Raw genomic sequence first — 23,885 nt, 5'->3', positions numbered from 1 at the left:
AATTGGAATATAGCAACTTGTTGCCAAATGCATGAGGAAAAAGCAGCATAGCCAAAAGAAAATATAGCAGAACTGTAAAATATAAAAGAGGTTGTGCCAACGTTTTGACACAACCTCTTTTATTTTTATAGCTAAAAGCAATCCGTTACTTTTGATGCAAAATAAAACTACGACGTTGGCATCATCAACAGATTAATCGAATACTAAGATAAATAGAATATGAATATTGACAATTGTAATCACACCGACACAGAAAAACATCAAGAAGAAAAGATCTTTTTATATACTACCATTACTGGAAACTTGCAACTAATCCATTTAGAACAGATTGGCTATTTCCGGTATAACTCCAAGAGTAAACTATGGGAAGCTGTATTAAATAATAATCATACCCTGGCACTCAAAAGAAATACAAACTCACAAAAGATATTGAGTCTGCATCCCTATCTTATCCAGATTAGCCAGTCACACATTATCAATATAAGCTATCTGGTTTCGATTGAAGACAACAATTGCATATTGCTTCCTCCATTTAATGAGAAGGAACTTTTACAAGTAAGCAAGTCTTTTATGAAAAAGCTAAAAGAAAAATATCCATGTATCTGATTGTATATAGCTCATCTTTATGTTCTATGCAACGCCAAGCAGTTCCACTTCGAAGATCAATGTCGAGTAAGCAGGAATAGAATCAAAAGATTTGATACCGTATCCCATTGCATAAGGAATATAAATAATCCATTTATCACCAACATGCATTTTCTGAAGTGCCACCTGCCACCCTTCTATTACATCACTAAGACGTAAGGCATCGGGACAAGTACGCTCATAAGAATTATCAAACACCCGACCATCAATCAGACTTCCTTTGTAATGCACGGTAACAATACTCCGCGCACCCGGAGAAATCGTACTTTCGCCAGTTTCCAAAACTTTGTAATAGATTCCACACGGCAACGCGCAAACACCTTCCTGAAAAGACAGTTTTTTCAAAAATCGCCGATTGGCCTCTTTGTATTCTTTCTTTTTCCCCATAAATAAATTGATTAAGAACTTGCAAAAATAATCAGAATAACAAAGGATTTAGCATAAAAACTGTATATTTGTTTGTTGAACTATAAAAAACTTCTCACTATGGGACAAACAAAGACTACACGTAGCATCAGTGCTACCGGACTATTCTTACTTATCATGATGACTGTGGGCCTATATTCATGCACACGCACTCAAAAAGACATCATTCCTTCTGCCGATTATGCACCGTATGTAAATGCGTATACGGGAGGAGTCATCTCGCAAAATTCGACCATACGTATAGAACTGACCCACGACCAACCCATGGTGGATATGAACAATGAGTTAAAAAACAACCCATTTAGTTTCTCACCTTCATTAAAAGGAAAAGCATATTGGGTTAGCAACAACACCATTGAATTTGTGCCCGAAGAAGGAGCGCTGAAACCGGGAACACTTTACGAAGGAACTTTCCGGCTCGGAGACTTCATCGAAGTGGACAAAAAGCTGAAAGAGTTCAACTTCTCATTCCGTGTACAGGAACGTAACTTCACCCTGCAACTGGAATCATTGCCGATTACAGCTACCCAACCGAATGAAATAAATATTAAAGGAGAGATACGTTTCAGCGACGTAGTGAAAAAGGAAGAGGTAGAAAAGATGCTGACTGCCAGTGACGGAAAAAAGAGTTATCCGGTGGAAGTCACCGCAACCGACAATCATACCCGGTATTTGTTTAGTATCAGACAAATCCCCAGAGAAGCTGATGATTACCCCTTGACTATCACAGCCAACGGCAACGCAGCCGGCATCGACCGTAAACAAAGCGAAGAAGTACTGATACCGGCGAAAGATTGTTTCCGTTTCATGTCTGCCGAACGCATCGACCAACCGGAAAATGGAATCGAGATTGTTTTCTCCGCTCCCTTATCCACTACTCAAGATTTAAAAGGACTGATTGAGATCCCGGAAATCTCCTCATCGATCTTCCAAATCAGTGAGAACAGAGTTTTTATCTATTTCGAAGCAAACACACAGAACAAACTGACGTTGAATATCCATGAAGGAGTCAAAGACTGTCAAGGTAAAGCATTGGGAACTTCTCATACGATCTCATTCAGTGAAGTAAGTCTGAAGCCACAAGTGGAAATGTCTACTACCGCCGCTATCCTGCCCGATTCGAAAAGTCTGATTATTCCTTTCAGGGCTGTCAACCTATACGCTGTGGATTTGAGCGTGATCCGCATTTTCGAGAACAATGTATTGATGTTTATGCAAACCAATTTACTGGCCTCGGCCAATGAGCTACGCCGTTCGGGAAGACTGGTTTACAAGAAAACATTATGGCTTGCCAAAGATGCTTCCAAAGACATTCATCATTGGGGAGATTACTCGATAGACCTTGCCGGATTAATCCACCAGGAACCGGGTGCCATCTATCGTGTCATACTTTCATTTCGTCAGGAATACTCCGCTTATCCTTGTGGAGGAGGCGAGAATCAGGATATGAAATTCGCCGACAGCAGCACCTCCGACGGGCTGACCAAAGTAAGTGGAAGTGTTTTGTCCGAAGAAGATGAAGCAATCTGGAATACCCCCGAAGCCTACTATTATTACAATGGCGGAACAATGGACTGGAGTGTGTACCGATGGACGGAACGCGACAACCCCTGCCATCCGTCTTATTATATGGATTCAGACCGGGCAGCTGCCTGCAACGTTTTTGCTTCCAATCTGGGAATGATTGTAAAACGGAACTCACTGAATAAACTGTGGATTGCCGCTAGTAATATTTTGGATACAAAACCGATAGGAAAAGCACAGGTAACAGCATATAACTTCCAGTTACAACCCATAGGGAAAGGAGAAACCAATGGAGAAGGATTCGTTGAAATCGCTCCGAACGGTGTGCCTTTCATTATCGTGGCAGAATCGGAAAAGCAAAAGGCGTATGTGCGCGTTGTGGACGGTGAAGAACAGTCCGTCAGCAGATTCGACGTGGGAGGAAAAGATATTCAAAAGGGACTGAAAGGATTTATATATGGCGAAAGAGGGGTATGGCGCCCGGGAGACACGCTGCACATTTCCTTTATATTGGAAGACCGCGAAAAGAGAATCCCCGACAAGCACCCCGTAGCACTGGAGATTTACAATCCGAGAGGACAGTTCTACACGAAAATGATTTCAACACAAGGAATGAACGGATTCTATACATTCGACGTTCCGACACAGGCAACAGACCCGACCGGACTTTGGAATGCGTATATTAAGGTGGGAGGAACCACCTTCCACAAAGGTCTGCGTATCGAAACCATAAAGCCCAACCGCTTGAAAATAAATCTGGCATTGCCGAAGGTACTTCAAGCTACGGACAAGGATGTCTATGCCCCACTCACTTCAACCTGGCTGACAGGAGCAACTGCCTCCAAACTGAAAGCCAAAGTAGAAATGTCTTTATCGAAAGTGAATACACAGTTCAAGAATTACGGACAATATATCTTTAACAATCCGGCTACGGATTTCACGACTATCAAAACAGATATATTTGACGGCACACTGGATGCAGAAGGAAAAGCAAATGTCACGCTGAAAGTTCCGACCGCAACGGAAGCACCGGGTATGCTGAACGCCACTTTCACCACCCGCGTGTTCGAACCGGGAGGAGATGCCAGCATCTACACTCAAACAATTCCATTCTCACCATTCACCTCTTATGTCGGTATCAATCTGAACCAGCCAAAAGGGAAATATATTGAAACTGACAAAGATCATGTATTCGATATTGTAACTGTAAACACGCAGGGACAGTTAGTGAACAGTTCTAATCTGGAATACAAAATATACCGCATCGGCTGGAGTTGGTGGTGGGAAAACAGCGGTGAATCTTTCGGAACGTATATCAACAATAGTTCCATCACTCCTGTTGCCAGCGGCAATTTACAGACAAGAGGCGGAAAAGCATCTTTCAAATTCCGTATTGATTATCCGTCATGGGGACGCTACCTGGTTTACGTGAAAGATAAAGAGAGTGGACATGCCACCGGAGGTACAGTTTATGTTGACTGGCCGGAATGGCGGGGACGTTCGAGCAAGACTGATCCCAGCGGTATCAAGATGCTTGCTTTCTCGCTGAACAAAGATTCTTATGAAATAGGAGAAACAGCCACAGCAATCATTCCTGCAGCAGCGGGAGGACGTGCACTGGTATCCATAGAAAACGGTTCTACCGTATTACGACAAGAATGGATAGAGGTTTCCAACGGAGGAGATACGAAATATACATTCAAGATTACACCGGAGATGACTCCGAATGTATATCTGCATATCAGTCTGTTACAGCCTCACGCGCAAACAGTCAATGACCTGCCTATCCGTATGTATGGCGTCGTTCCGGTATTCGTGACTAACAGTCAGACGGTGTTGCAACCGCAGATACAGATGCCGGAAGTGTTACGCCCGGAAACCAACTTCAATGTAACCGTCAGCGAAAAGACCGGAAAACCGATGACTTATACATTAGCTATTGTAGACGACGGTTTGCTGGATCTTACCAATTTCAAAACCCCGGACCCATGGAATGATTTCTATTCACGCGAAGCACTCGGCATCCGGACATGGGATATGTATGATAATGTATTGGGAGCTTCCGCCGGAAGTTACAGTTCACTTTTCAGTACGGGTGGAGACGCCACATTAAAACCTGCCGATGCAAAAGCAAACCGCTTCAAACCGGTAGTCAAGTTTATAGGTCCTTTCTATCTGGGAAAAGGTAAGAGCCAGACGCATACGCTGAAACTTCCGATGTATGTAGGTTCGGTACGTGCCATGGTGGTTGCCGGACAAGAGGGAGCGTACGGCAATGCGGAAAAAACGGCTTTCGTACGGACTCCGTTAATGATGTTGTCCACCTTGCCCCGTGTGCTTAGTATTCAGGAAGAAATCACCGTTCCGGTAAATATCTTTGCGATGGAAAATCAAGTGAAGAATGTAACCATATCACTTCAAACGTCCGGTGGAGGAGTACAGATTGTAGGAGCTAACCAACAGTCGCTCAAATTTAGCCAACCGGGTGACCAACTTGTGTTCTTTACTTTAAAAACAGGTAGTAAAACAGGAAAGGCTACCATCCATCTGACAGCCAATGGTGGCGGACAACAAACTAAAGAAACCATTGAAATAGAAGTACGCAACCCGAATCCGGTAGTAACCCTGCGCAACAGCCAATGGGTAGAAGCCGGACAAAGCAAAGAACTTTCATACAATCTAAGCAGTTCTTCTGCAAATAACCAGATAAAGCTGGAAGTATCACGCATACCTTCGGTTGATATCAGCCGCCGGTTCGACTTCTTATACAACTATCAGCATCATTGTACAGAACAGTTGACTTCCAAGGCTTTGCCTCTTCTGTTTGTCGGCCAATTCAAAACAATAGATAAGATAGAAGCCGAAAAGATAAAGACAAATGTACAGGAAGCTATCCGGCAGATTTATGGTCGTCAACTCCCCAATGGCGGATTTGTATATTGGCCGGGAAATGCTGTTGCCGACGAATGGATCAGTTCTTATGCAGGAATGTTCCTGACACTGGCACAAGAAAAAGGATACGCCGTTCATTCGAATGTACTGAACAAGTGGAAGCGTTTCCAACGTGCCGCCGCACAGAACTGGCGGATGCCGCAGGATGCAAGCGGCTGGCAACAATGGCAGTCGGAATTGCAACAGGCTTTCCGTTTATATACGCTTGCATTGGCAGGAGCACCGGAATATGGGGCCATGAACCGGATGAAAGAACAGGCAGGATTATCCATTCAGGCTAAATGGAGACTGGCAGCAACCTATGTACTGACCGGAAAGATGAAACCGGCTGAAGAACTGGTGTATAATGCGGAAACAACAGTAAGCCCCTACTCTTCCATGAATCAGATTTACGGTTCCTCCGACCGTGATGAAGCTATGATTCTGGAAACACTGATCCTGATGAACCGGGAACGGGATGCTTTGCAGCAGGCAAAAGTCGTTTCAAAGAATCTGTCACAAGAGGAGTGGTTCAGTACACAATCCACCGCTTTTGCTCTTATGGCAATGGGACGTCTGGCTGAAAAGCTGTCAGGCACATTGGATTTCGTATGGACATGGAACGACAAACAACAGCCTGCCGTGAAATCGGCTAAAGCTGTGTTTGAAAAGGAAATCGCCACCACTCCCAAATCCGGTATGATTGCTGTGAAAAATCAAGGAAAAGGAGCGCTTAGCGTTGACCTTATCACACGCACACAGTTGTTGAACGATACATTACCGGCCATCAGCGACAATCTTCGCATGGATATAAGATATGCCAACCTGAACGGTACACCGATCTCTGTCAATGATATTATACAGGGAACTGACTTTATGGCTATCACCTCCATATCCAATATTAGCGGAACTTCCGATTACACCAATCTGGCACTGACGCATATCATACCGTCCGGCTGGGAAATATATAACGAAAGAATGGTTGCCCCCGAAACGGAAAGCGGAGCAGCCGACGGTTCCGGTAAATCCGTCAGCAAATATAATTATCTGGATATACGCGATGACAGGGTATTAACTTATTTCAATTTGCGTCGTGGTGAAACAAAAGTATTCACTGTCAGACTGCAAGCGACTTATGCAGGTAACTTTATTCTTCCTGCCGTTCAATGTGAAGCAATGTATGATGTAAATGTACAGGCACGCAGCAAAGCGGGAAGAACAACTGTCAGTCGATAAATTTCAGGCACGGATTACACGGTTCTACTCGTTAACCAAAAATGCGTAATCCGTGTAATCCGTGCCTAATTATTTGTCACAAAGATATGTCTCTTAGCTCTTAACATTTAAATGAATCCTATATATAAATTCTTCAAACGATTATCTGTTACTAAGAAAGTAATGACAATAAGCATTGCTCTTTTGATGATAGGATACATCTTTTGCCTTCCCCGGCAACTGTTTCATGTACCCTACTCCACCGTTGTGACTGATCGAAACGAAGAATTACTGGGAGCACGTATCGCTTCGGATGGTCAATGGCGGTTTCCTCCCCGAAAGACAACACCTGAAAAAATCAAGCAATGTCTTATTACCTTTGAAGATAAACACTTTTACCACCATTGGGGAGTTAATCCGCTATCTACCGGAAGAGCACTCTATCAGAATTTAAAGAATAAACGTGTTGTAAGCGGAGGCAGTACCCTTACTATGCAGACCATTCGTCTCGCCCGAAACAAACCCAGAACTATCGGAGAGAAAGTCATCGAAATGATCTGGGCTACCCGTTTGGAGTTTCGGACTTCCAAAGAGGAAATCTTATCCATGTATGTCTCTCATGCACCATTTGGAGGAAATGTAGTAGGACTGGATGCTGCTGCCTGGCGCTACTTCGGTCATTCTGCCGAAGATTTATCATGGGCGGAATCAGCCATGCTGGCCGTCCTGCCCAATGCCCCCGCCATGATTCATCTATCCAAAGGACGAAAAACACTACTTTCCAAACGCAACCGTTTATTAAAACAACTTTTTGAAGAAGAGATTATTGATGCGTCCACCTATGAATTGGCTATCAGCGAACCGTTACCCGACGAACCACAGCCTCTTCCTCAAATAGCCCCCCACCTGGTTACCCGCTTTTATCAAGAAAGAAACGGATTATATACCCGCTCAACCATCGATAAAGGAATACAAACCCATATAGAGAGTTTGGCGGAACGGTGGAGCAATGAATTTAATCGAAGTGATATCCGTAACCTGGCTATCCTAATTATAGACATTCCCACCAATCAAGTGGTAGCATACTGCGGAAATGTACATTTCGACCGTAAGCAAGGGGGGAATCAAGTAGACGTGATTCAAGCTCCCAGAAGTACAGGCAGTATTTTAAAACCCTTTCTCTATGGTGCCATGCTACAGGAGGGAAGTCTATTACCGCAAATGCTGTTACCGGACGTACCCGTTAATATCAATGGCTTTACTCCACAAAACTTCAGCCTGCAGTTTGAAGGAGCCGTCCCCGCTTCCGAAGCTCTTGCCCGCTCATTGAATATCCCGGCTGTCACCATGTTACAAAGATATGGAGTACCCAAATTTCATCACATGCTGCAACAAATGGGGTTCAAGACTATCAACCGATCAGCCGCCCATTATGGATTATCACTCATTTTAGGAGGTGCCGAAGCTACTTTATGGGATGTGACGAATGCTTATGCACAAATGGGACGAATCCTCTCCAACAGTCATTCCAACGACCTTCCCCAAGAAAAGGAAGTGCAGATACTACTGGGAACAGAAGAAAAGACAGTTTCGGAAAGAGATGGTTCAAGAAAAGTTACTTCAGGAAAGACCATTTCAAGAAAAACAACTTCGAGAAAGGATATATTAGAAGGAGTTATTTCAGAAGGAGTCATTTCGGCAGGAGCGGCCTGGCTCACCCTTTCCGCCTTAACAGAAGTCAACCGCCCTGAAGAAATTGACTGGAAATCAATCCCCTCGATGCAGGCTATCGCATGGAAGACCGGAACCAGCTACGGATTCCGTGACGCCTGGGCCGTTGGCGTAACTCCCCGCTATGCAGTAGGCGTATGGGTAGGAAATGCAACCGGAGAGGGAAAACCCGGATTGGTCGGTGCACAAACGGCCGGTCCCGTATTATTCGATATATTCAATTATCTCCCATCTTCACCCTGGTTCGAACGTCCCACAGGAATTTTTGTTGATGCAGAGATATGCCGTCAATCCGGTCATCTGAAAGGACGTTTCTGTGAAGAAACCGACACCGTACTGATCCTTCCCGTCGGATTACGGACAGAGGCTTGTCCTTACCATCATCTCGTCACACTATCCGCCGACGAAAGCCACCGCATCTATGAAAACTGTGCAAACACGGAACCTACCATTCAGAAATCATGGTTTGCCCTGCCGCCCGTATGGGAATGGTACTATAAACAGCATCATCCGGAATATAAACCGCTGCCACCTTTCAAAGCCGGCTGCGGAGAAGATTCTTTCCAACCCATGCAGTTCATCTACCCTCCGATGAACGCCCACATCAAGCTGCCCAAGCAATTGGACGGCAGCAAAGGCTTTATCACGGTGGAACTGGCACACAGCAATCCCAATGCCACTATCTTCTGGCATCTCGACGACACCTATCAGACACAGACACAGGATTTCCACAAAATTTCCCTGCAACCTGCTCCCGGCAAACATTCCCTGACGGCAGTAGACGGAGAAGGTAACACAGTTTCCACCACTTTCTTCATCGAATAAACATCTTATTTTATTATCTTTGCCGCATGAAACAGCCATTAAAAGAAAACGGTGGACTACCGGCATCTATCCTCTGGACACTTGCTATTGTGGCCGGTGTCTCGGTAGCTAACATCTATTATATTCAACCTCTATTAAATATGATACGCCATGAACTTGGCATATCAGAGTTCAGAACTAACCTGATTGCCATGGTCACGCAAATAGGCTATGCGGCAGGATTGTTGTTTATCACCCCTCTGGGAGATTTATATCAGCGTAAGAAAATCATCCTGGTCAACTTCACCGTTCTGATATTCTCTCTATTGACTATCGCCCTGACGCACAATTTTCATTTGATACTTATCGCTTCATTCCTCACGGGAGTTTGTTCGATGATTCCACAAATATTCATTCCGATAGCCGCCCAGTTCTCCCGTCCGGAAAATAAAGGCAGAAATGTAGGGATTGTCTTATCAGGACTATTGACCGGCATTCTGGCTTCACGTGTCGTCAGCGGATTTATCGGTGAACTGATTGGCTGGCGGGAAATGTATCACATCGCTGCAGGCATGATGTTTATCTGCGCAATCGTTGTATTAAAAGTCCTTCCTGACATTCAGACCAACTTTCAGGGAAAGTATAGCGGCCTGATGAAATCTCTGTTAGCCTTAGTGAAAGAATACCCGCAACTGCGCATTTATTCGATCCGGGCGGCACTGAATTTCGGTTCCCTCCTCGCCATGTGGTCCTGTCTGGCTTTTAAAATGGGACAAGCCCCGTTCTTCGCCAACAGCGACGTAATCGGTATGCTAGGACTTTGCGGAGTGGCCGGAGCATTGACTGCTTCTTTCGTAGGAAGATACGTAAAGCAAGTAGGTGTACGCCGCTTTAACTTTATCGGTTGCGGATTGATTCTCTTTGCCTGGTTACTGTTCTTCATCGGTGAAAACACTTTTATTGGTATCATTGCCGGAATCATCATCATTGACATAGGGATGCAATGCATCCAACTTAGCAACCAAACAAGTATCTTCGAACTAGACCCGCGCGCTTCGAACCGTATCAATACAGTTTTCATGACTACTTACTTTATTGGCGGTTCAATGGGAACATTTCTGGCGGGCAGCTTTTGGCAACTGTATGGTTGGCACGGAGTTATCGGTACCGGAGTCGTTTTAACCGGAATTTCTTTATTAATTACGACTTTCTACAAGAAGTGAGTCAACAAAACGGACGGTCAAACCGTTTATTACAATAAAAAAGCCAATGAAATACGGAGTTAACAGACAAATCTTACTTATCACAGCCGGCACCGTCTGGATTATAGCCGGTGCGAATATTCTGCGAATAGGAATTGTAACCTGGTTAAACACCTCCCAAGATTGGATGTTCAAAATAGGAGAAGCTACCGTCGTTTTCTTGTTATTCTTCGTTCTGGTGTTCAGAAGGCTTTATTATAAACATACCCAGCGAATCGAACAAAAGAAAGAACACAGAAATTGCCCGTTCTCCTTTTTCGATGTGAAAAGTTGGATTACAATGATCTTCATGATTTCTCTGGGAATTACCATACGTAGCTTCCATCTTCTGCCCGAAACGTTCATTTCTGTTTTCTATACCGGATTATCCATTGCCCTCATCCTGACAGGGGTACTTTTCATCCGTTACTGGTGGATAAGGCGTAAGACTTTCGCTAATTGAGCCGGTCTTATACATATTCCAATCAAATACAAACTTATAATAATTTTTATTGCCTGACGTTTTGAAGCAAAAGATTTCATTCTTTTTTGTTGTATCTTTGCGCGGCTATAAACAAAACAGTAGCCGGAAAACAAATAAAAGGTTATAAGAATCAACATGAAGAAAGCCCCCTCTCCCATTGTATCATTGATACCGATCATTGTACTGGTGTTATTATTGTTTGCCACTATCCGCACATTTGGCAGTGATGCCCTAAGCGGCGGAAGCCAAGTGTCACTACTCACCACTACAGCTATTTGTATCCTTATCGGTATGGTGTTCTATAAAATTCCCTGGAAAGATTATGAGCTCGCCATCACCAACAATATTGCCGGAGTGGCAACAGCCATTATTATTCTATTGATAATCGGTGCGTTGAGCGGGATCTGGATGATTAGTGGAGTAGTGCCTACGCTAATCTACTACGGGATGCAAATTATCCATCCCAGTTTCTTCCTGGCATCTACCTGCATCATCTGCGCATTGATTTCCGTTATGACCGGAAGTTCGTGGACTACCATTGCTACCATCGGTATCGCCCTGATGGGTATCGGAAAGGCGCAAGGTTTTGAAGACGGCTGGATTGCCGGAGCCATTATTTCAGGAGCATACTTCGGAGATAAAATATCTCCTTTATCCGAAACCACCATCCTGGCCTCTTCTATCACAGACACTCCCTTGTTCCGTCACATCCGTTATATGATGATTACTACGGTTCCATCTCTTGTCATTACGCTAATTATTTTCACCGTAGCAGGATTCTCTCATGATGCCAACAATACACAACACATCGCAGAAGTGGCAACAGCTCTGAATGAAAAGTTTCATATCACTCCGTGGCTACTGATAGTTCCCGTAGCAACCGGGATATTGATAGCGAAGAAAGTGCCGTCTATCGTTACGCTGTTCCTGTCTACCCTGCTGGCTGCTGTTTTTGCTTTAATCTTTCAGCCGGATTTGTTGGAAGAAATTTCAGGAATTGCCGCTTCCGGATTCGATTCACTGTTTAAAGGACTAATGATGACTATCTACGGAGAGACAAATTTACACACGGATAATGCCGTTCTGACAGATTTAATTGCCACACGTGGCATGTCAGGAATGATGAATACGATTTGGTTGATACTATGTGCCATGTGTTTCGGCGGAGCAATGACAGCAAGCGGCATGGTGGGAAGTATCACTTCCATCTTTGTGCGCTTTATGAAGAAAACAGTCAGCGTGGTCAGTGCGACGGTTTGTTCCGGTCTGTTTCTTAATCTGACCACTGCCGATCAATATATCAGTATTATTCTGACGGGAAATATGTTTCGCGATATTTATGCCAAGAAAGGGTATGAAAGTTGCTTACTAAGCCGTACCACGGAAGATGCAGTAACCGTTACATCCGTATTGATCCCGTGGAACAGCTGTGGAATGACTCAAGCCACTATCTTGAGTGTACCCACACTTGTGTATCTCCCTTATTGTTTTTTCAACATTATCAGTCCTTTAATGAGTATCACCGTGGCAGCCATCGGATATAAAATTGCACGACGTTCGTGAACAATCTGGCATACACTTTGTTTTTGCAATAAACGAACAACATATTAAACCTAAACAAAAAAAAGTTATGAAAAAGTTTATTGCATTAGTAGCATTAGTATTAGTGAGTGCAAGCACAATGATGTATGCACAAGAAAGTAACGCAGCAGCACGCCGCGCAGAAAGAAAAGCTCAAAGAGATGCAGAGAGAGCGAAACTCCGTGCCGAAGAAGAGGTGCAGGACATGGCAGCCTATCAACAAGCTGTACAGGCTTTGAAAAACAAGCAATTTGTATTGGAAGCTAATCAGGTTGTCTTCCGCAACGGTATGAGTGCTTTTGTTACTTCAAACACCAACTTCGTCCTGATGAACGGCAACAGAGCTACCGTACAGACTGCTTTCAACACTCCTTACCCAGGTCCTAACGGAATCGGTGGTGTGACAGTAGATGGTAATTCTTCGGATATGAAGATGAATATCGACAAAAAAGGAAATGTGAACTGTTCATTCAGTGTTCAGGGTATCGGCATCTCCGCTCAAGTATTTATTAATATGAGCAGTGGAAACAATACAGCTTCGGTTAGTATCAGCCCGAACTTCAGCAACAACAACCTGACATTGAACGGAAATATCGTTCCGCTTGACCAGTCAAATATCTTCAAGGGACGTTCCTGGTAATCCGGATACAAGAATCTTATCATAACTCCGCTACAAATCACGCAAAATGCGTACATTTGTAGCGGAGTTTTTTTTTATTCAGTATGGCTTATGAGAGAATTTATCATTGCAGACAATCAGGATATCAGTAAGGCAGGAATGATGTTCCTGTTGAGTAAACAAAAGGAGGTATCCCTTCTTTTAGAAGCTGACAACAAAGCTGAACTGATTCAGCAGCTACGATTGTATCCGCAAGCAGTGATTATCCTGGATTACACCTTGTTCAATTTTGCGGGGGCAGATGAATTGATTGTCCTGCAGGAAAGATTCAAGGAAGCCGACTGGATTCTATTCTCTGACGAACTAAGCCTGAACTTTCTCCGTCAGGTATTATTCAGCAGCATGGCTTTCGGGATAGTGATGAAAGATAACTCAAAAGAAGAAATCATGACTGCCATTCAATGCGCCACCCGCAAACAACGGTATATTTGCAATCATGTCAGCAATCTGCTGCTTTCGGGAACTTCTTCTCCGCTGGCAGCGTCAAGCATGGACGACCATTTGCTGACGCAGACAGAAAAGAATATCCTAAAAGAAATTGCATTAGGGAAAACAACGAAAGAGATTGCAGCAGAGAAAAATCTTAGTTTCCATACGATCAACAGCCATCGTAAGAATATCTTTCGCAAATTGGGGGTGAATAATGTGCACGAGGCTACTAAATATGCGATGAGGGCAGGGATTGTGGATTTAGCCGAATACTATATCTGACACCGCTATTCACTAACCTCTACCCCTCTAAGGGAACTATTTAACAGATGATTTCTCCGCTTCCCACACAAACTTTCGCCTCTTCATCATAAATCACCCCAAACTGCCCCGGAGCAATGCCTTGCAGCTTTTCAGAGGACAAAATGTGGAATTGCTTCTCTCCTTCCTGTATCAGTTTTCCTTTGGTAAAGTCGGGAGTGTGACGAATCTTGAAAGTGATGTCTATCTCCTTCTCCTGCCCTTTCCAGGGATTATCAGTAATGAAATGGAAATCATGCATCCGGAATTCATTGCCGTACTGTGTTTCCACACCGTAACCGCGGGACACATAAATTGTATTTTCTTCAATATCCTTCTTGACTACGAACCAGGGACCACCACTCAATCCAAGCCCTTTGCGCTGGCCGATTGTGTGAAACCAATAGCCGCGATGTGTACCCAATTTCTTTCCGGTTTCCAATTCAATAATCGCCCCTTCCTTTTCTCCTAAAAAGCGACGGACAAAATCATTGTAGTTTATCTTCCCGAGAAAACAGATACCCTGACTATCTTTCCTTCTGGCACTCGGCAATCCGGCTTTATTGGCAATCTCACGTACTTCTTGTTTCATCAAACCTCCAATGGGAAACATGAGTTTGGAAACTTGCAGGTAATCAATCTGTGCGAGAAAGTCTGTCTGGTCTTTCACAGGGTCTTTCGCTGTGCCCAACCAAGTTTTACCGTTGCGTTGCAAGGTGGTGGCATAATGACCGGTTGCCGTAAAGTCGAAGTCTTTCCCAACACGCTGTTCAAAGCAACCGAATTTGATAAGCTTATTACACATCACATCCGGATTAGGCGTCAGTCCCTGCCGGATTTTATCAATGGCATAGGCCGCTACATTCTCCCAATACTCCTGATGCAAATCCACTACCTCCAAAGACAGACCGTACTTACGTGCCGTAGCAGTAGATAATTCAATATCTTCCTCTGCCGAACAGTCCATATATTCCGCTCCGTCCATGCCTATCTTAATATAAAAAAGAGTGGGCTTATATCCTTGCTCACAAAGGAGATGTACAACAACCGAACTGTCGACACCTCCTGATAATAATGCAGCTATATCCATGAATAATGATTCGTCTATTAATAACGTTCTATATGTAAGCTAATACCTATTAAAAAATTCTATGCTACAAAGATAAGGCAAGAATCTCTAACAGCCAATCACATATTGAAGGCATTTTTATACCATAAATGTGGTAGATAAGCAAAGTATTTCCTACATTTGCACAGTAAAAAGCTTTTTATGATGACGAAATTAAGAAAGATAATCCTCATACCTGCCCTGAGCATCGTATTTATCAGTGGCTTTTTCTCCTGTGGTGTCGACCGCTGGCCGGAGTATGCCCATCAGACCGCACTGGATACATGGATGTACGACATCATGCAGCAGAACTATCTGTGGTATCAAGATCTACCTTCCTACGATGATGTGAATCTGTTTTTGGAACCTGCCTCGTTCTTGTCTAAAGTGAAATCGAAAAGCGACAGTTACTCGTTTGTAGATTCTGTGATGGAAACTCCCCTACCTACCTATGGATTTGATTATTCACTAGTTCGAAGTGCGGATATTGATACAGCTTATAATGCGTTAATTACTTACGTCATTCCCGGTTCACCGGCAGAAGCGGCCGGATTGGTGCGCGGTGACTGGATTATGAAAGTCGATACTTCTTACATCAGCAAGAAATACGAGACTCAATTGCTACAGGGAACCAAAGCCCGGGATTTGGTGATGGGTGAATGGAAAAAAGTTCCTGTGACAGAAGAGGAAGATCAAACAAACGTTGATACGGAAGAAGGAGGAGAAGGAGAAACAGAATATGTGTACAAAGTAGTACCTAACGGCAAAACCCTAAAACTACCTGCGGCACGATCCGTTGAAGATAATCCGGTACATAAGTATACAGTACTGCCAGCAGAAGAGAATGGCCAAAAAATCAAAGTAGGGTATCTCATGTACAGTAGTTTCACAGCCGGCACCAACAGTGATCCGGACAAGTACAATAACGAACTGCGACAAATTTCACAAGAATTCAAGACAGCAGGCGTAAAATATGTTATACTTGACTTACGTTATAACGCCGGTGGTTCATTGGACTGCGTTCAGTTATTAGGTACAATTTTGACTTCAGAAGTACGATTAAATAAGCCGATGGCCTATCTGGAGTATAATAATAAAAACAGGGACAAGGATGCCACCATCAACTTTGATAGTGAAATATTAAAGAGCGGTGTTAATTTAGACCTGCCCGGTCTGTTTGCTATCACAAGCAGTACAACAGCTGGAGCACCGGAAATGTTAATCAGAAGTCTCTTCCTGAAAGACAGCTATCCTGTCGTAACCATCGGTGGTGTCACAAAAGGACAAAACGTAGCAACAGAACAATTCATTAATGAAGAATTTCTGTGGTCAGTCAACCCGGTAGTATGTACTGTTTATGATTCCAATCACGATGCCGGAGGAGCTATCTCACCTGCAACAGATCTTAAAATCAGTGAAACGACCATTGATGGAGTTACTAATTACAGTGAGTTTCTGCCATTCGGTGACCCAAATGAAAGATTATTAAAAGTAGCCATCGGTGTTATAGAAGGCACTTATCCCCCGGAAAAAGAAGAAGATACAACTACAAAAGCACAATTCAAGATTGAGAAAAGTGTTATTAGTCCCGCAAGTAGGCGGTTTGTCGGTGGTGGCGGTCTAAAGATTAAATAGAAGCAAAGCAAGAACCAAATAGAATGAAAAGAAGTGCTCCCCAAAAGTTATATAAGAAACTTTTGGGGAGCACTTCTTTTCGTTTTTCACCACACTTCTTGTCAATAGCAGATTTACGCATCATTAACAAAAGAATCCCATTATTCCACCTTTTCAAAACAGACCGTCTGATTCTACTAAACAAAGCGTTGGTTTACATCTAACAAAGCATCGGTTTACACTTAACCAAGCGTATGATTTACTCAGATAAAACACCTGATTTCCCATCCCCCGGCAGCTAAAGTGTCTTTACACCCGGGCTTACAACCGCTACAAGCCGGGGTGAGATTCTCCGTCACCGCAGCATATAACAAAAAAGGAGAAAGCTTTCGCCTCCTCCTTCTATCGCAGTTTAACCTCAATCTATTTTATGATTCTGTATCCAAAGATACGACATTGAAAAGCCAAAGTCAAGTATTTCCGGATTTATTTCTTGAAAAACTTATCAAAGAACAGAATCTGATAATCAATGGAGTTATTCCAATACTGTCCATTATGTGCTCCCGGACGAGTAATAAAATCATGATCGATCTTTCTTTCCAGTAGACGGTTATGCAAATCCTTGTTCACATTCAGGAAGAAATCTCCTTCTCCACAATCGACAATGATAGCCAAATCACCATTCTCTATCTTATCAATCTGATTGATAACGGTGTGATTATCCCATACCTCTTTATTTGATTCATATTCTCCCAACTGCTTGGACATATCCCAGTTCTTCGGGAACGGGCGAATATCCATTCCTCCACTCGTACTTCCACCGGCACCAAACGTATCTTTATGACGGATCGCATTCCACATTGCTCCGTGTCCACCCATACTCAATCCGGTGATGGCACGTCCCTTGCGGTCGGCAATCGTCTTGTAATGTTCGTCGATATATTTCACCAATTCCGATGAAATAAAGGTCTCATAGCGGAAAGACGGATTGATTGGGCTATCCCAATACCAACTATTCTTTCCGTCCGGACAAACGAATATGATTCCTTTCTCGTCTGCAATTTGAGGAAGATTCGGTTTTATGTCAATCCATGTTTTAGCATTTCCACCGTAACCGTGCAATAAATAAATGGTGGGACAAGCAACAGCTTTCTTTCCCAACGCAGCATCCGGCGTTACCACCACCACTTGCACATCCTTATTCATGGAAGGACTTTTAATTAATAAGGTATCTACTTTGGCAGCAAAAGACGGAGCCACCCATACTAAAAGAAGAGCAATTAATAAGAGTTTTTTCTTTTTCATTGTGTGTTATAATAGTTAGATATAATTATTCCTCTGTCTCTGCAGAAGGATTAAATTTAGAAACCGGCATTTCAAAGGTTTTATGACACTGTTTACAGGTATAGTTCCAGTGGTTATCTCCCGGAGGAGTGACCATCAATGCAGAAATGATAGCGGCACCCAAAGCGCGCCACCGCTTTCCTTTTCTTAGAACCAACTGAATGTCCGATGAACCGCAATACGGACAAAGCGTCAACTCTTCCGGCCAACTATCGTTATCCCTCAACACTTGGACAGCATTTTCATAGTCCTCATCCGCCACCAATATATCCACTCCTGCTATATTGCTCACACAACTCTTATACAAAGTAGAGAAATTCTCATTGTGCAGAATAGACTCAATGCCTTCATTCTCCAACGCTCCCTGAAGGATATGTGCCTTCATCGCATCATTACAAGTTATCAATTTTACAGTCTTCATAAGGAATCTGTTTTAATATGTCCCACAAAAATAAGATATAAAAATGAAATGTGAAACAAAATCCGGCTAACTTTATCAGTAGGTAAAACGAACCAAACAGGAAGTGATTCTGTTTTTATTTACGGAAGGTATCATTCTTTAATACTTTTTTCGTACTTTCGCAGCAATAATTCGCAATCACATGAAAAGACTGTTGACACTGCTACTATTTTCAAACCTTCTGCTTTCCCTGCTACAGGCACAACCTGTACATCAAATCAGGGGAACGGTTATTGAGAAAAACAGCCGTCAGCCATTAGAGTTCATTAACGTAATGGTTCTCGGGCTGAACAAAGGTGGCGTCACCAATGCGGAAGGCCATTTCACCATCGAACAAGTGCCTCCCGGCATCTACCGCCTGCAAGCAACTGCCATCGGCTACAAAAGTGTCACCACCCCCGAATATATCTTATCTACCAAAGATCTGAACATTTCGATAGAAATGGAAGAGAACCTGACCGAACTCGCAGGAGTAACCGTCACCGCTTCTCCTTTCCGGCGCGATCTGGAAAGTCCAGTCAGCCTGCGCATCATCGGATTGCAGGAAATAGAAAAAAGTCCGGGAGCTAATCGGGACATTTCACGTATTGTTCAGTCTTATCCGGGAGTTGCCTTCTCGCCTATCGGCTACCGCAACGACTTGATTGTGCGCGGTGGTTCTCCTTCTGAAAACCGTTTTTATCTGGACGGAGTGGAAATACCCAATATCAATCACTTCAGTACGCAAGGAGCATCCGGCGGTCCGGTGGGAATCCTTAATGCCGACCTGATACGTGAAGTCAATTTCTACACTGGTGCTTTCCCCACTGATAGAGGAAACGCACTTAGTTCCGTTCTTGATTTCAAGTTGCGCGACGGAAATATGGAGCATAACTCTGTAAAGGCTACCCTCGGAGCATCCGAAGTGTCGCTCGCCTCCAACGGGCATATCGGGAAAAAGACCTCTTATCTGGTATCTGTACGTCAATCTTATCTGCAATTCCTGTTTGATATGCTCGACCTCCCTTTCCTGCCGACTTTCACCGATGCGCAGTTCAAATTGAAAACCCGGTTTAACGAACAGAACGAGCTGACGGTATTGGGACTTGGAGGGATCGATAATATGCGACTGAATACGAAAGCAGATAGCGAGGACAATGAATATATCCTTAGTTACCTGCCGAAAATCAAGCAGGAAACGTTTACCCTAGGTGCTGTATATCGTCATTATGCAGGTCCGCATGTGCAATCGGTGGTAGTCAGCCACAGTTATCTGAACAACCGCAATACCAAATACCGGCAGAATGATGAAAGCATTCCGGAGAATCTGATGCTCCGCCTCCGTTCTACCGAACAAGAGACAAAGTTCCGTTTCGAAAACAATTCTTCTTTCCGCAACTGGAAAATCAATCTCGGAGTGAACCTTGATTATAGTCAATATACCAATACCACCTTTCAAAAGGCGTATACCAATCAGGCACAAACGTTTGATTACCATACCTATTTGGGGATGATGCGTTGGGGACTTTTCGGCACTATCAGCTACTCTTCGATGGACGAACGCTTCACAGCTTCTCTAGGATTGAGAGCGGATGCCAACAATTATTCATCAGCGATGAAATCACTCTCCGACCAGCTTTCACCGCGCATATCGCTTTCCTATCAACTTGCCGAACACTGGTTCATAAGCGGAAATGCAGGACTTTATTACCAGTTGCCTCCTTACACGGCTCTCGGTTTTAAGGATAATAACGGAACGTATGTAAACAAATACAATCTCCGCTATATGAAAGTCAGCCAGGAAAGTCTGGGTATCAGTTGGCGCAAAGGAGATACTTTCGAAGTTTCCGTGGAAGGATTCTACAAAGATTATGATAAAATTCCGCTCTCCGTTGTGGATGGCATTCCTCTTACCTGCAAAGGAAATGACTACGGGGTGATTGGCAACGAATTGCTGACCTCCACCGCCCAGGGACGTTCGTATGGTGCGGAGATTTTGGTGAAATGGCTGATCGCCAAGAAACTGAATCTGGCTTCTTCCTTTACCTTATTTAAAAGCGAATACCGCAACGACAAAGAGAGTGAATACATTGCATCCGCATGGGACAACCGGTATATCTTCAACTTACGGGGAACCTACAATCTGCCGCGCCAATGGAGTGTCGGGATGAAAGTCAGTTGCATCGGCGGTGCTCCTTATACGCCTTATGATGAAGAAAAGTCATCTCTGGTATCTGCCTGGGATGCACAAGGTAAAGCATATTACGACTATTCTAAATATAATAAAGAACGTCTTCCGGCTTTTGCACAGGTAGACCTCCGTATCGACAAGACATTTTATCTGAAACATTGTATGCTGGGATTCTATCTTGATTTGCAAAATATCACGGTAAGCAAACTGAAACAGCAAGATGTACTGATGAGCACCGGTATCATCGAAAATCCGGAAGCCCCTGCCGACAGTCAACACTATAAAATGAAACGCCTCAAACAATCGAGCGGGACATTGCTCCCCACATTAGGAATAACATTTGAGTATTAATTTATGCATAAAACTGTAAACTAGAAAAGAGTATGAAAAGAGAAATCGCTATGATTGCCTTCGTATTGTTAGGCATGGGTATGACAGCTTCTGCACAATTCGGCAAGAAGATTAATTTGGGAAAAGCGTTACAAGCCGGTAAAGACGTAGTATCAGCCGTTACTTTATCTGATGCGGACATCGCCAACATGAGTAAGGAGTATATGGTATGGATGGATGCTCATAATCCATTGACCAAACCTGATACTGAATATGGCAAACGTCTGGAGAAATTGACGGGACATATCAAAGAAGTGGATGGACTGAAACTTAACTTTGGTGTATATGAAGTGGTAGACGTAAATGCTTTCGCTTGTGGCGACGGTAGTGTACGTATTTGCGCCGGTCTGATGGATGTGATGACGGATGAAGAAGTGATGGCAGTGGTAGGACATGAGATTGGCCACGTAGTTCACACAGATTCTAAAGATGCCATGAAGAATGCTTATCTCCGTTCAGCCGTGAAGAATGCAGCAGGTGCCAGCAGCGATAAAGTAGCCAAACTGACCGACTCCGAGCTGGGAGCTATGGCTGAAGCTCTGGCAGGCGCACAATATTCACAGAAGCAGGAAAGCGAAGCGGATGATTACGGAGTAGAGTTCTGTGTAAAGAACGGTATCGACCCGTATGCAATGGCTAACTCACTGACTAAGTTGTCCGAACTGTCGAAAGATGCTCCACAAGCTTCTTACCTGCAAAAGATGTTCTCGTCACACCCGGATACCATGAAACGTATCGAACGTGCAAAAGCAAAAGCAGCAACCTACGCTAAATAATAACGGACATCGTTCCTAAATCAAAAACAGAGGAGGAGATACTGCGGTTTGTCAACCGCAGTATCTCCTCCTCTGTTTTTGATAAAAAAGGACACACTATTATTAAAAAATCATTAATCTATAACATAGATTTGCATAGTGCCCTGATTTCTTGTAATTTCGACCCTATAACCATTTTAATCCATTTATGGAATTTCTTATCATACTTCTCTTACTTGTACTGAATGGCATTTTTGCCATGTATGAAATTGCGCTGGTATCATCCAGCAAAGCACGTCTTGAAACACTTGTCGCAAAAGGTAACAAATCAGCCCGTGGAGTTTTAAAACAATTGGAAGAACCGGAAAAGTTCTTATCTACCATTCAGATCGGTATTACGCTGATCGGTATCGTATCCGGTGCGTATGGTGGTGTGGCTATTGCCGACGACCTCGTTCCTTTCTTTTCCCTCATTCCGGGCGCAGAAGCTTATGCACGCAACCTGGCAATGATTACTACCGTAGCAATCATTACCTATCTTTCTCTGATTATCGGAGAGCTAGTACCCAAATCTATCGCTCTTAGTAATCCGGAGCGATACGCCACTTTGTTCAGCCCGGTCATGATTCTCCTGACAAAGGTTTCTTATCCTTTTGTATGGTTGCTGAGTGTCTCTACCCGGCTACTGAATAAACTCATCGGTTTGAAAAGCGAAGAACGCCCCATGACGCAGGAGGAAATCAAAATGATTCTCCATCAAAGTTCGGAACAGGGTGTGATTGACAAAGAGGAAACGGAAATGATACGCGATGTGTTCCGCTTCTCCGACAAACGGGCTAACGAACTGATGACGCATCGCAGAGATCTCATTATCCTTCACCCTGATGATACGCAGGAAAAGGTGATGAAGACAATCGAAGAAGAACATTATAGCAAATATCTGTTGGTGGACGAACGGAAAGATGAGATTATCGGTGTAGTTTCCGTAAAGGATATTATCCTGATGATAGGCAGTAAAAAGCTGTTTAACTTACGCGAAATAGCCCGTCCTCCCCTCTTTATTCCGGAAAGTTTATATGCAAATAAAGTTTTAGAGCTATTTAAGAAGAACAAAAACAAGTTCGGAGTTGTTGTTAACGAGTATGGCAGCACAGAAGGCATTATCACACTGCACGACCTGACCGAAAGTATCTTCGGAGACATCCTTGAAGAGGATGAAACGGAAGAAGAAGAAATCGTCACAAGGCAGGATGGTTCGATGCTGGTGGAAGCTTCAATGAACATCGACGACTTCATGGAGGAAATGGGGATTTTATCCTATGAAGATCTGGAATCGGAAGACTTCACCACTCTGGGGGGATTAGCCATGTTCCTGATTGGCCGTATCCCGAAAGCGGGAGACATCTTCACCTACAAGAATCTGCAATTCGAAGTGGTGGACATGGACCGCGGACGAGTAGACAAACTGCTTGTCATCAAACGGGACGAAGAGCAGGAATAGGATAGCAAAAAACGAGCAATAGCTCACTATATTTATATTAACTTAAAGCACTTAACGATGAAAAAAGTAATTATGTTAGCAGCAGTCGTAGCTGCTTTGGCATCATGCCAATCAAAAGCAAACAAAGCCGCAGAGGCTCAAGCAGACAGTCTAGCTCTTGCTATGACTCCGATTACCGAATTGACTGAAGTTTATGAAGGTACTCTTCCTGCTGCCGACGGTCCGGGTATTGACTATGTACTAACCTTGAACGCTGCAACTGACGGTGTAGATACTGCGTATACACTGGATATGACTTACCTCGATGCTGAAGGTCAAGGACAAAACAAGACTTTCACTTCAAAAGGAAAACAACAAACAGTACACAAGGTTGTGAACAAAAAACCTGTTACTGCTGTTAAGTTAACTCCGAAGGATGGTGAAGCTCCGATGTATTTCGTGATTGTAAATGACACCACTCTTCGTCTGGTGAACGATAGCTTGCAAGAAGCTGTCAGCGATCTGAATTATGACATCATCAAGGTAAAACAATAAAATAAACCTAACCCTAACC

The 23,885-nt window shown here is 43.6% G+C and carries 17 protein-coding genes; 13 read left to right on the top strand and 4 right to left on the bottom strand.

What is annotated here, in order from left to right; translation table 11 throughout:
* Window positions 1-219 precede the first annotated feature (219 nt).
* Window positions 220-606 carry a LytTR family transcriptional regulator DNA-binding domain-containing protein gene (locus tag N5O98_RS22065; RefSeq protein ID WP_004308611.1) on the top strand — a complete coding sequence of 129 codons (387 nt, stop codon included), beginning with the start codon at window positions 220-222 and terminating at the stop codon, window positions 604-606.
* 24 nt (window positions 607-630) lie between these two features.
* Here the strand turns inward: N5O98_RS22065 and N5O98_RS22060 are convergent, their stop codons facing one another.
* Entirely contained in the window at window positions 631-1,032 is a 402-nt protein-coding gene (locus N5O98_RS22060; protein WP_004305948.1) for an FKBP-type peptidyl-prolyl cis-trans isomerase, read from the bottom strand.
* 99 nt (window positions 1,033-1,131) lie between these two features.
* On the opposite strand from N5O98_RS22060, the gene N5O98_RS22055 reads away from it, so the two are divergent.
* From N5O98_RS22055 to N5O98_RS22025, 7 genes are all read left to right on the top strand, one after another.
* Window positions 1,132-6,762, top strand: coding sequence for an alpha-2-macroglobulin family protein (locus tag N5O98_RS22055; protein ID WP_004308610.1), 5,631 nt, complete (start codon window positions 1,132-1,134; stop codon window positions 6,760-6,762).
* A gap of 111 nt (window positions 6,763-6,873) precedes the next feature.
* Window positions 6,874-9,297, top strand: coding sequence for a penicillin-binding protein 1C (gene pbpC / locus N5O98_RS22050; RefSeq protein WP_004308608.1), 2,424 nt, complete (start codon window positions 6,874-6,876; stop codon window positions 9,295-9,297).
* A 26-nt stretch (window positions 9,298-9,323) separates the two neighbouring features.
* Window positions 9,324-10,499: an MFS transporter gene (locus N5O98_RS22045; RefSeq protein WP_004305938.1), complete on the top strand. Its 1,176-nt coding sequence runs from the start codon at window positions 9,324-9,326 to the stop codon at window positions 10,497-10,499.
* A gap of 46 nt (window positions 10,500-10,545) precedes the next feature.
* The gene (locus N5O98_RS22040) at window positions 10,546-10,980 is read left to right on the top strand and encodes a hypothetical protein (RefSeq protein ID WP_004296952.1); all 435 of its coding nucleotides are present in this window, start codon (window positions 10,546-10,548) and stop codon (window positions 10,978-10,980) included.
* A gap of 156 nt (window positions 10,981-11,136) precedes the next feature.
* Complete coding sequence (nhaC, locus tag N5O98_RS22035) at window positions 11,137-12,564, top strand: Na+/H+ antiporter NhaC (RefSeq protein ID WP_004296953.1); 1,428 nt, start codon at window positions 11,137-11,139, stop codon at window positions 12,562-12,564.
* 67 nt (window positions 12,565-12,631) lie between these two features.
* Window positions 12,632-13,222 (top strand): DUF4251 domain-containing protein, encoded by a 591-nt coding sequence (locus tag N5O98_RS22030; protein WP_004305931.1) that lies wholly within the window; start codon window positions 12,632-12,634, stop codon window positions 13,220-13,222.
* Window positions 13,223-13,312: 90 nt separating this feature from the next.
* On the top strand, window positions 13,313-13,972 hold the full coding sequence (locus tag N5O98_RS22025) for a LuxR C-terminal-related transcriptional regulator (protein ID WP_004308604.1): 660 nt from the start codon (window positions 13,313-13,315) through the stop codon (window positions 13,970-13,972).
* Between the two features lie 40 nt (window positions 13,973-14,012).
* Here N5O98_RS22025 and mnmA read toward each other — a convergent pair whose 3' ends face one another.
* The gene (mnmA, locus tag N5O98_RS22020) at window positions 14,013-15,080 is read right to left on the bottom strand and encodes a tRNA 2-thiouridine(34) synthase MnmA (protein WP_004305927.1); all 1,068 of its coding nucleotides are present in this window, start codon (window positions 15,078-15,080) and stop codon (window positions 14,013-14,015) included.
* Between the two features lie 180 nt (window positions 15,081-15,260).
* Between mnmA and N5O98_RS22015 the strand changes: the two genes are divergently transcribed.
* The gene (locus N5O98_RS22015; RefSeq protein WP_004308603.1) at window positions 15,261-16,733 is read left to right on the top strand and encodes a S41 family peptidase; all 1,473 of its coding nucleotides are present in this window, start codon (window positions 15,261-15,263) and stop codon (window positions 16,731-16,733) included.
* Between the two features lie 465 nt (window positions 16,734-17,198).
* Here N5O98_RS22015 and N5O98_RS22010 read toward each other — a convergent pair whose 3' ends face one another.
* Together N5O98_RS22010 and N5O98_RS22005 are read right to left on the bottom strand one after the other, a co-directional pair.
* The gene (locus N5O98_RS22010) at window positions 17,199-18,017 is read right to left on the bottom strand and encodes an alpha/beta hydrolase (RefSeq protein WP_004308602.1); all 819 of its coding nucleotides are present in this window, start codon (window positions 18,015-18,017) and stop codon (window positions 17,199-17,201) included.
* 25 nt (window positions 18,018-18,042) lie between these two features.
* Window positions 18,043-18,477, bottom strand: coding sequence for a putative signal transducing protein (locus N5O98_RS22005; protein ID WP_004296960.1), 435 nt, complete (start codon window positions 18,475-18,477; stop codon window positions 18,043-18,045).
* A gap of 181 nt (window positions 18,478-18,658) precedes the next feature.
* On the opposite strand from N5O98_RS22005, the gene N5O98_RS22000 reads away from it, so the two are divergent.
* From N5O98_RS22000 to N5O98_RS21985, 4 genes are all read left to right on the top strand, one after another.
* The gene (locus N5O98_RS22000) at window positions 18,659-21,037 is read left to right on the top strand and encodes a TonB-dependent receptor (RefSeq protein ID WP_022199388.1); all 2,379 of its coding nucleotides are present in this window, start codon (window positions 18,659-18,661) and stop codon (window positions 21,035-21,037) included.
* A gap of 32 nt (window positions 21,038-21,069) precedes the next feature.
* A complete protein-coding gene (locus N5O98_RS21995; RefSeq protein WP_008774941.1) occupies window positions 21,070-21,852 on the top strand; it encodes a M48 family metallopeptidase in 783 nt (260 codons plus the stop codon).
* Window positions 21,853-22,039: 187 nt separating this feature from the next.
* Entirely contained in the window at window positions 22,040-23,332 is a 1,293-nt protein-coding gene (locus N5O98_RS21990) for a hemolysin family protein (RefSeq protein ID WP_004305907.1), read from the top strand.
* A 57-nt stretch (window positions 23,333-23,389) separates the two neighbouring features.
* A complete protein-coding gene (locus N5O98_RS21985; RefSeq protein WP_004296964.1) occupies window positions 23,390-23,866 on the top strand; it encodes a copper resistance protein NlpE N-terminal domain-containing protein in 477 nt (158 codons plus the stop codon).
* Window positions 23,867-23,885: the final 19 nt, after the last annotated feature.

The sequence above is a fragment of the Bacteroides sp. LFL-34 genome, from assembly GCF_027257075.1.
Classification (GTDB): Bacteria; Bacteroidota; Bacteroidia; order Bacteroidales; family Bacteroidaceae; genus Bacteroides; species Bacteroides ovatus.
Note: the sequence above shows the minus strand (reverse complement) of the source record. Positions and strands in the feature narration are given on the sequence as shown.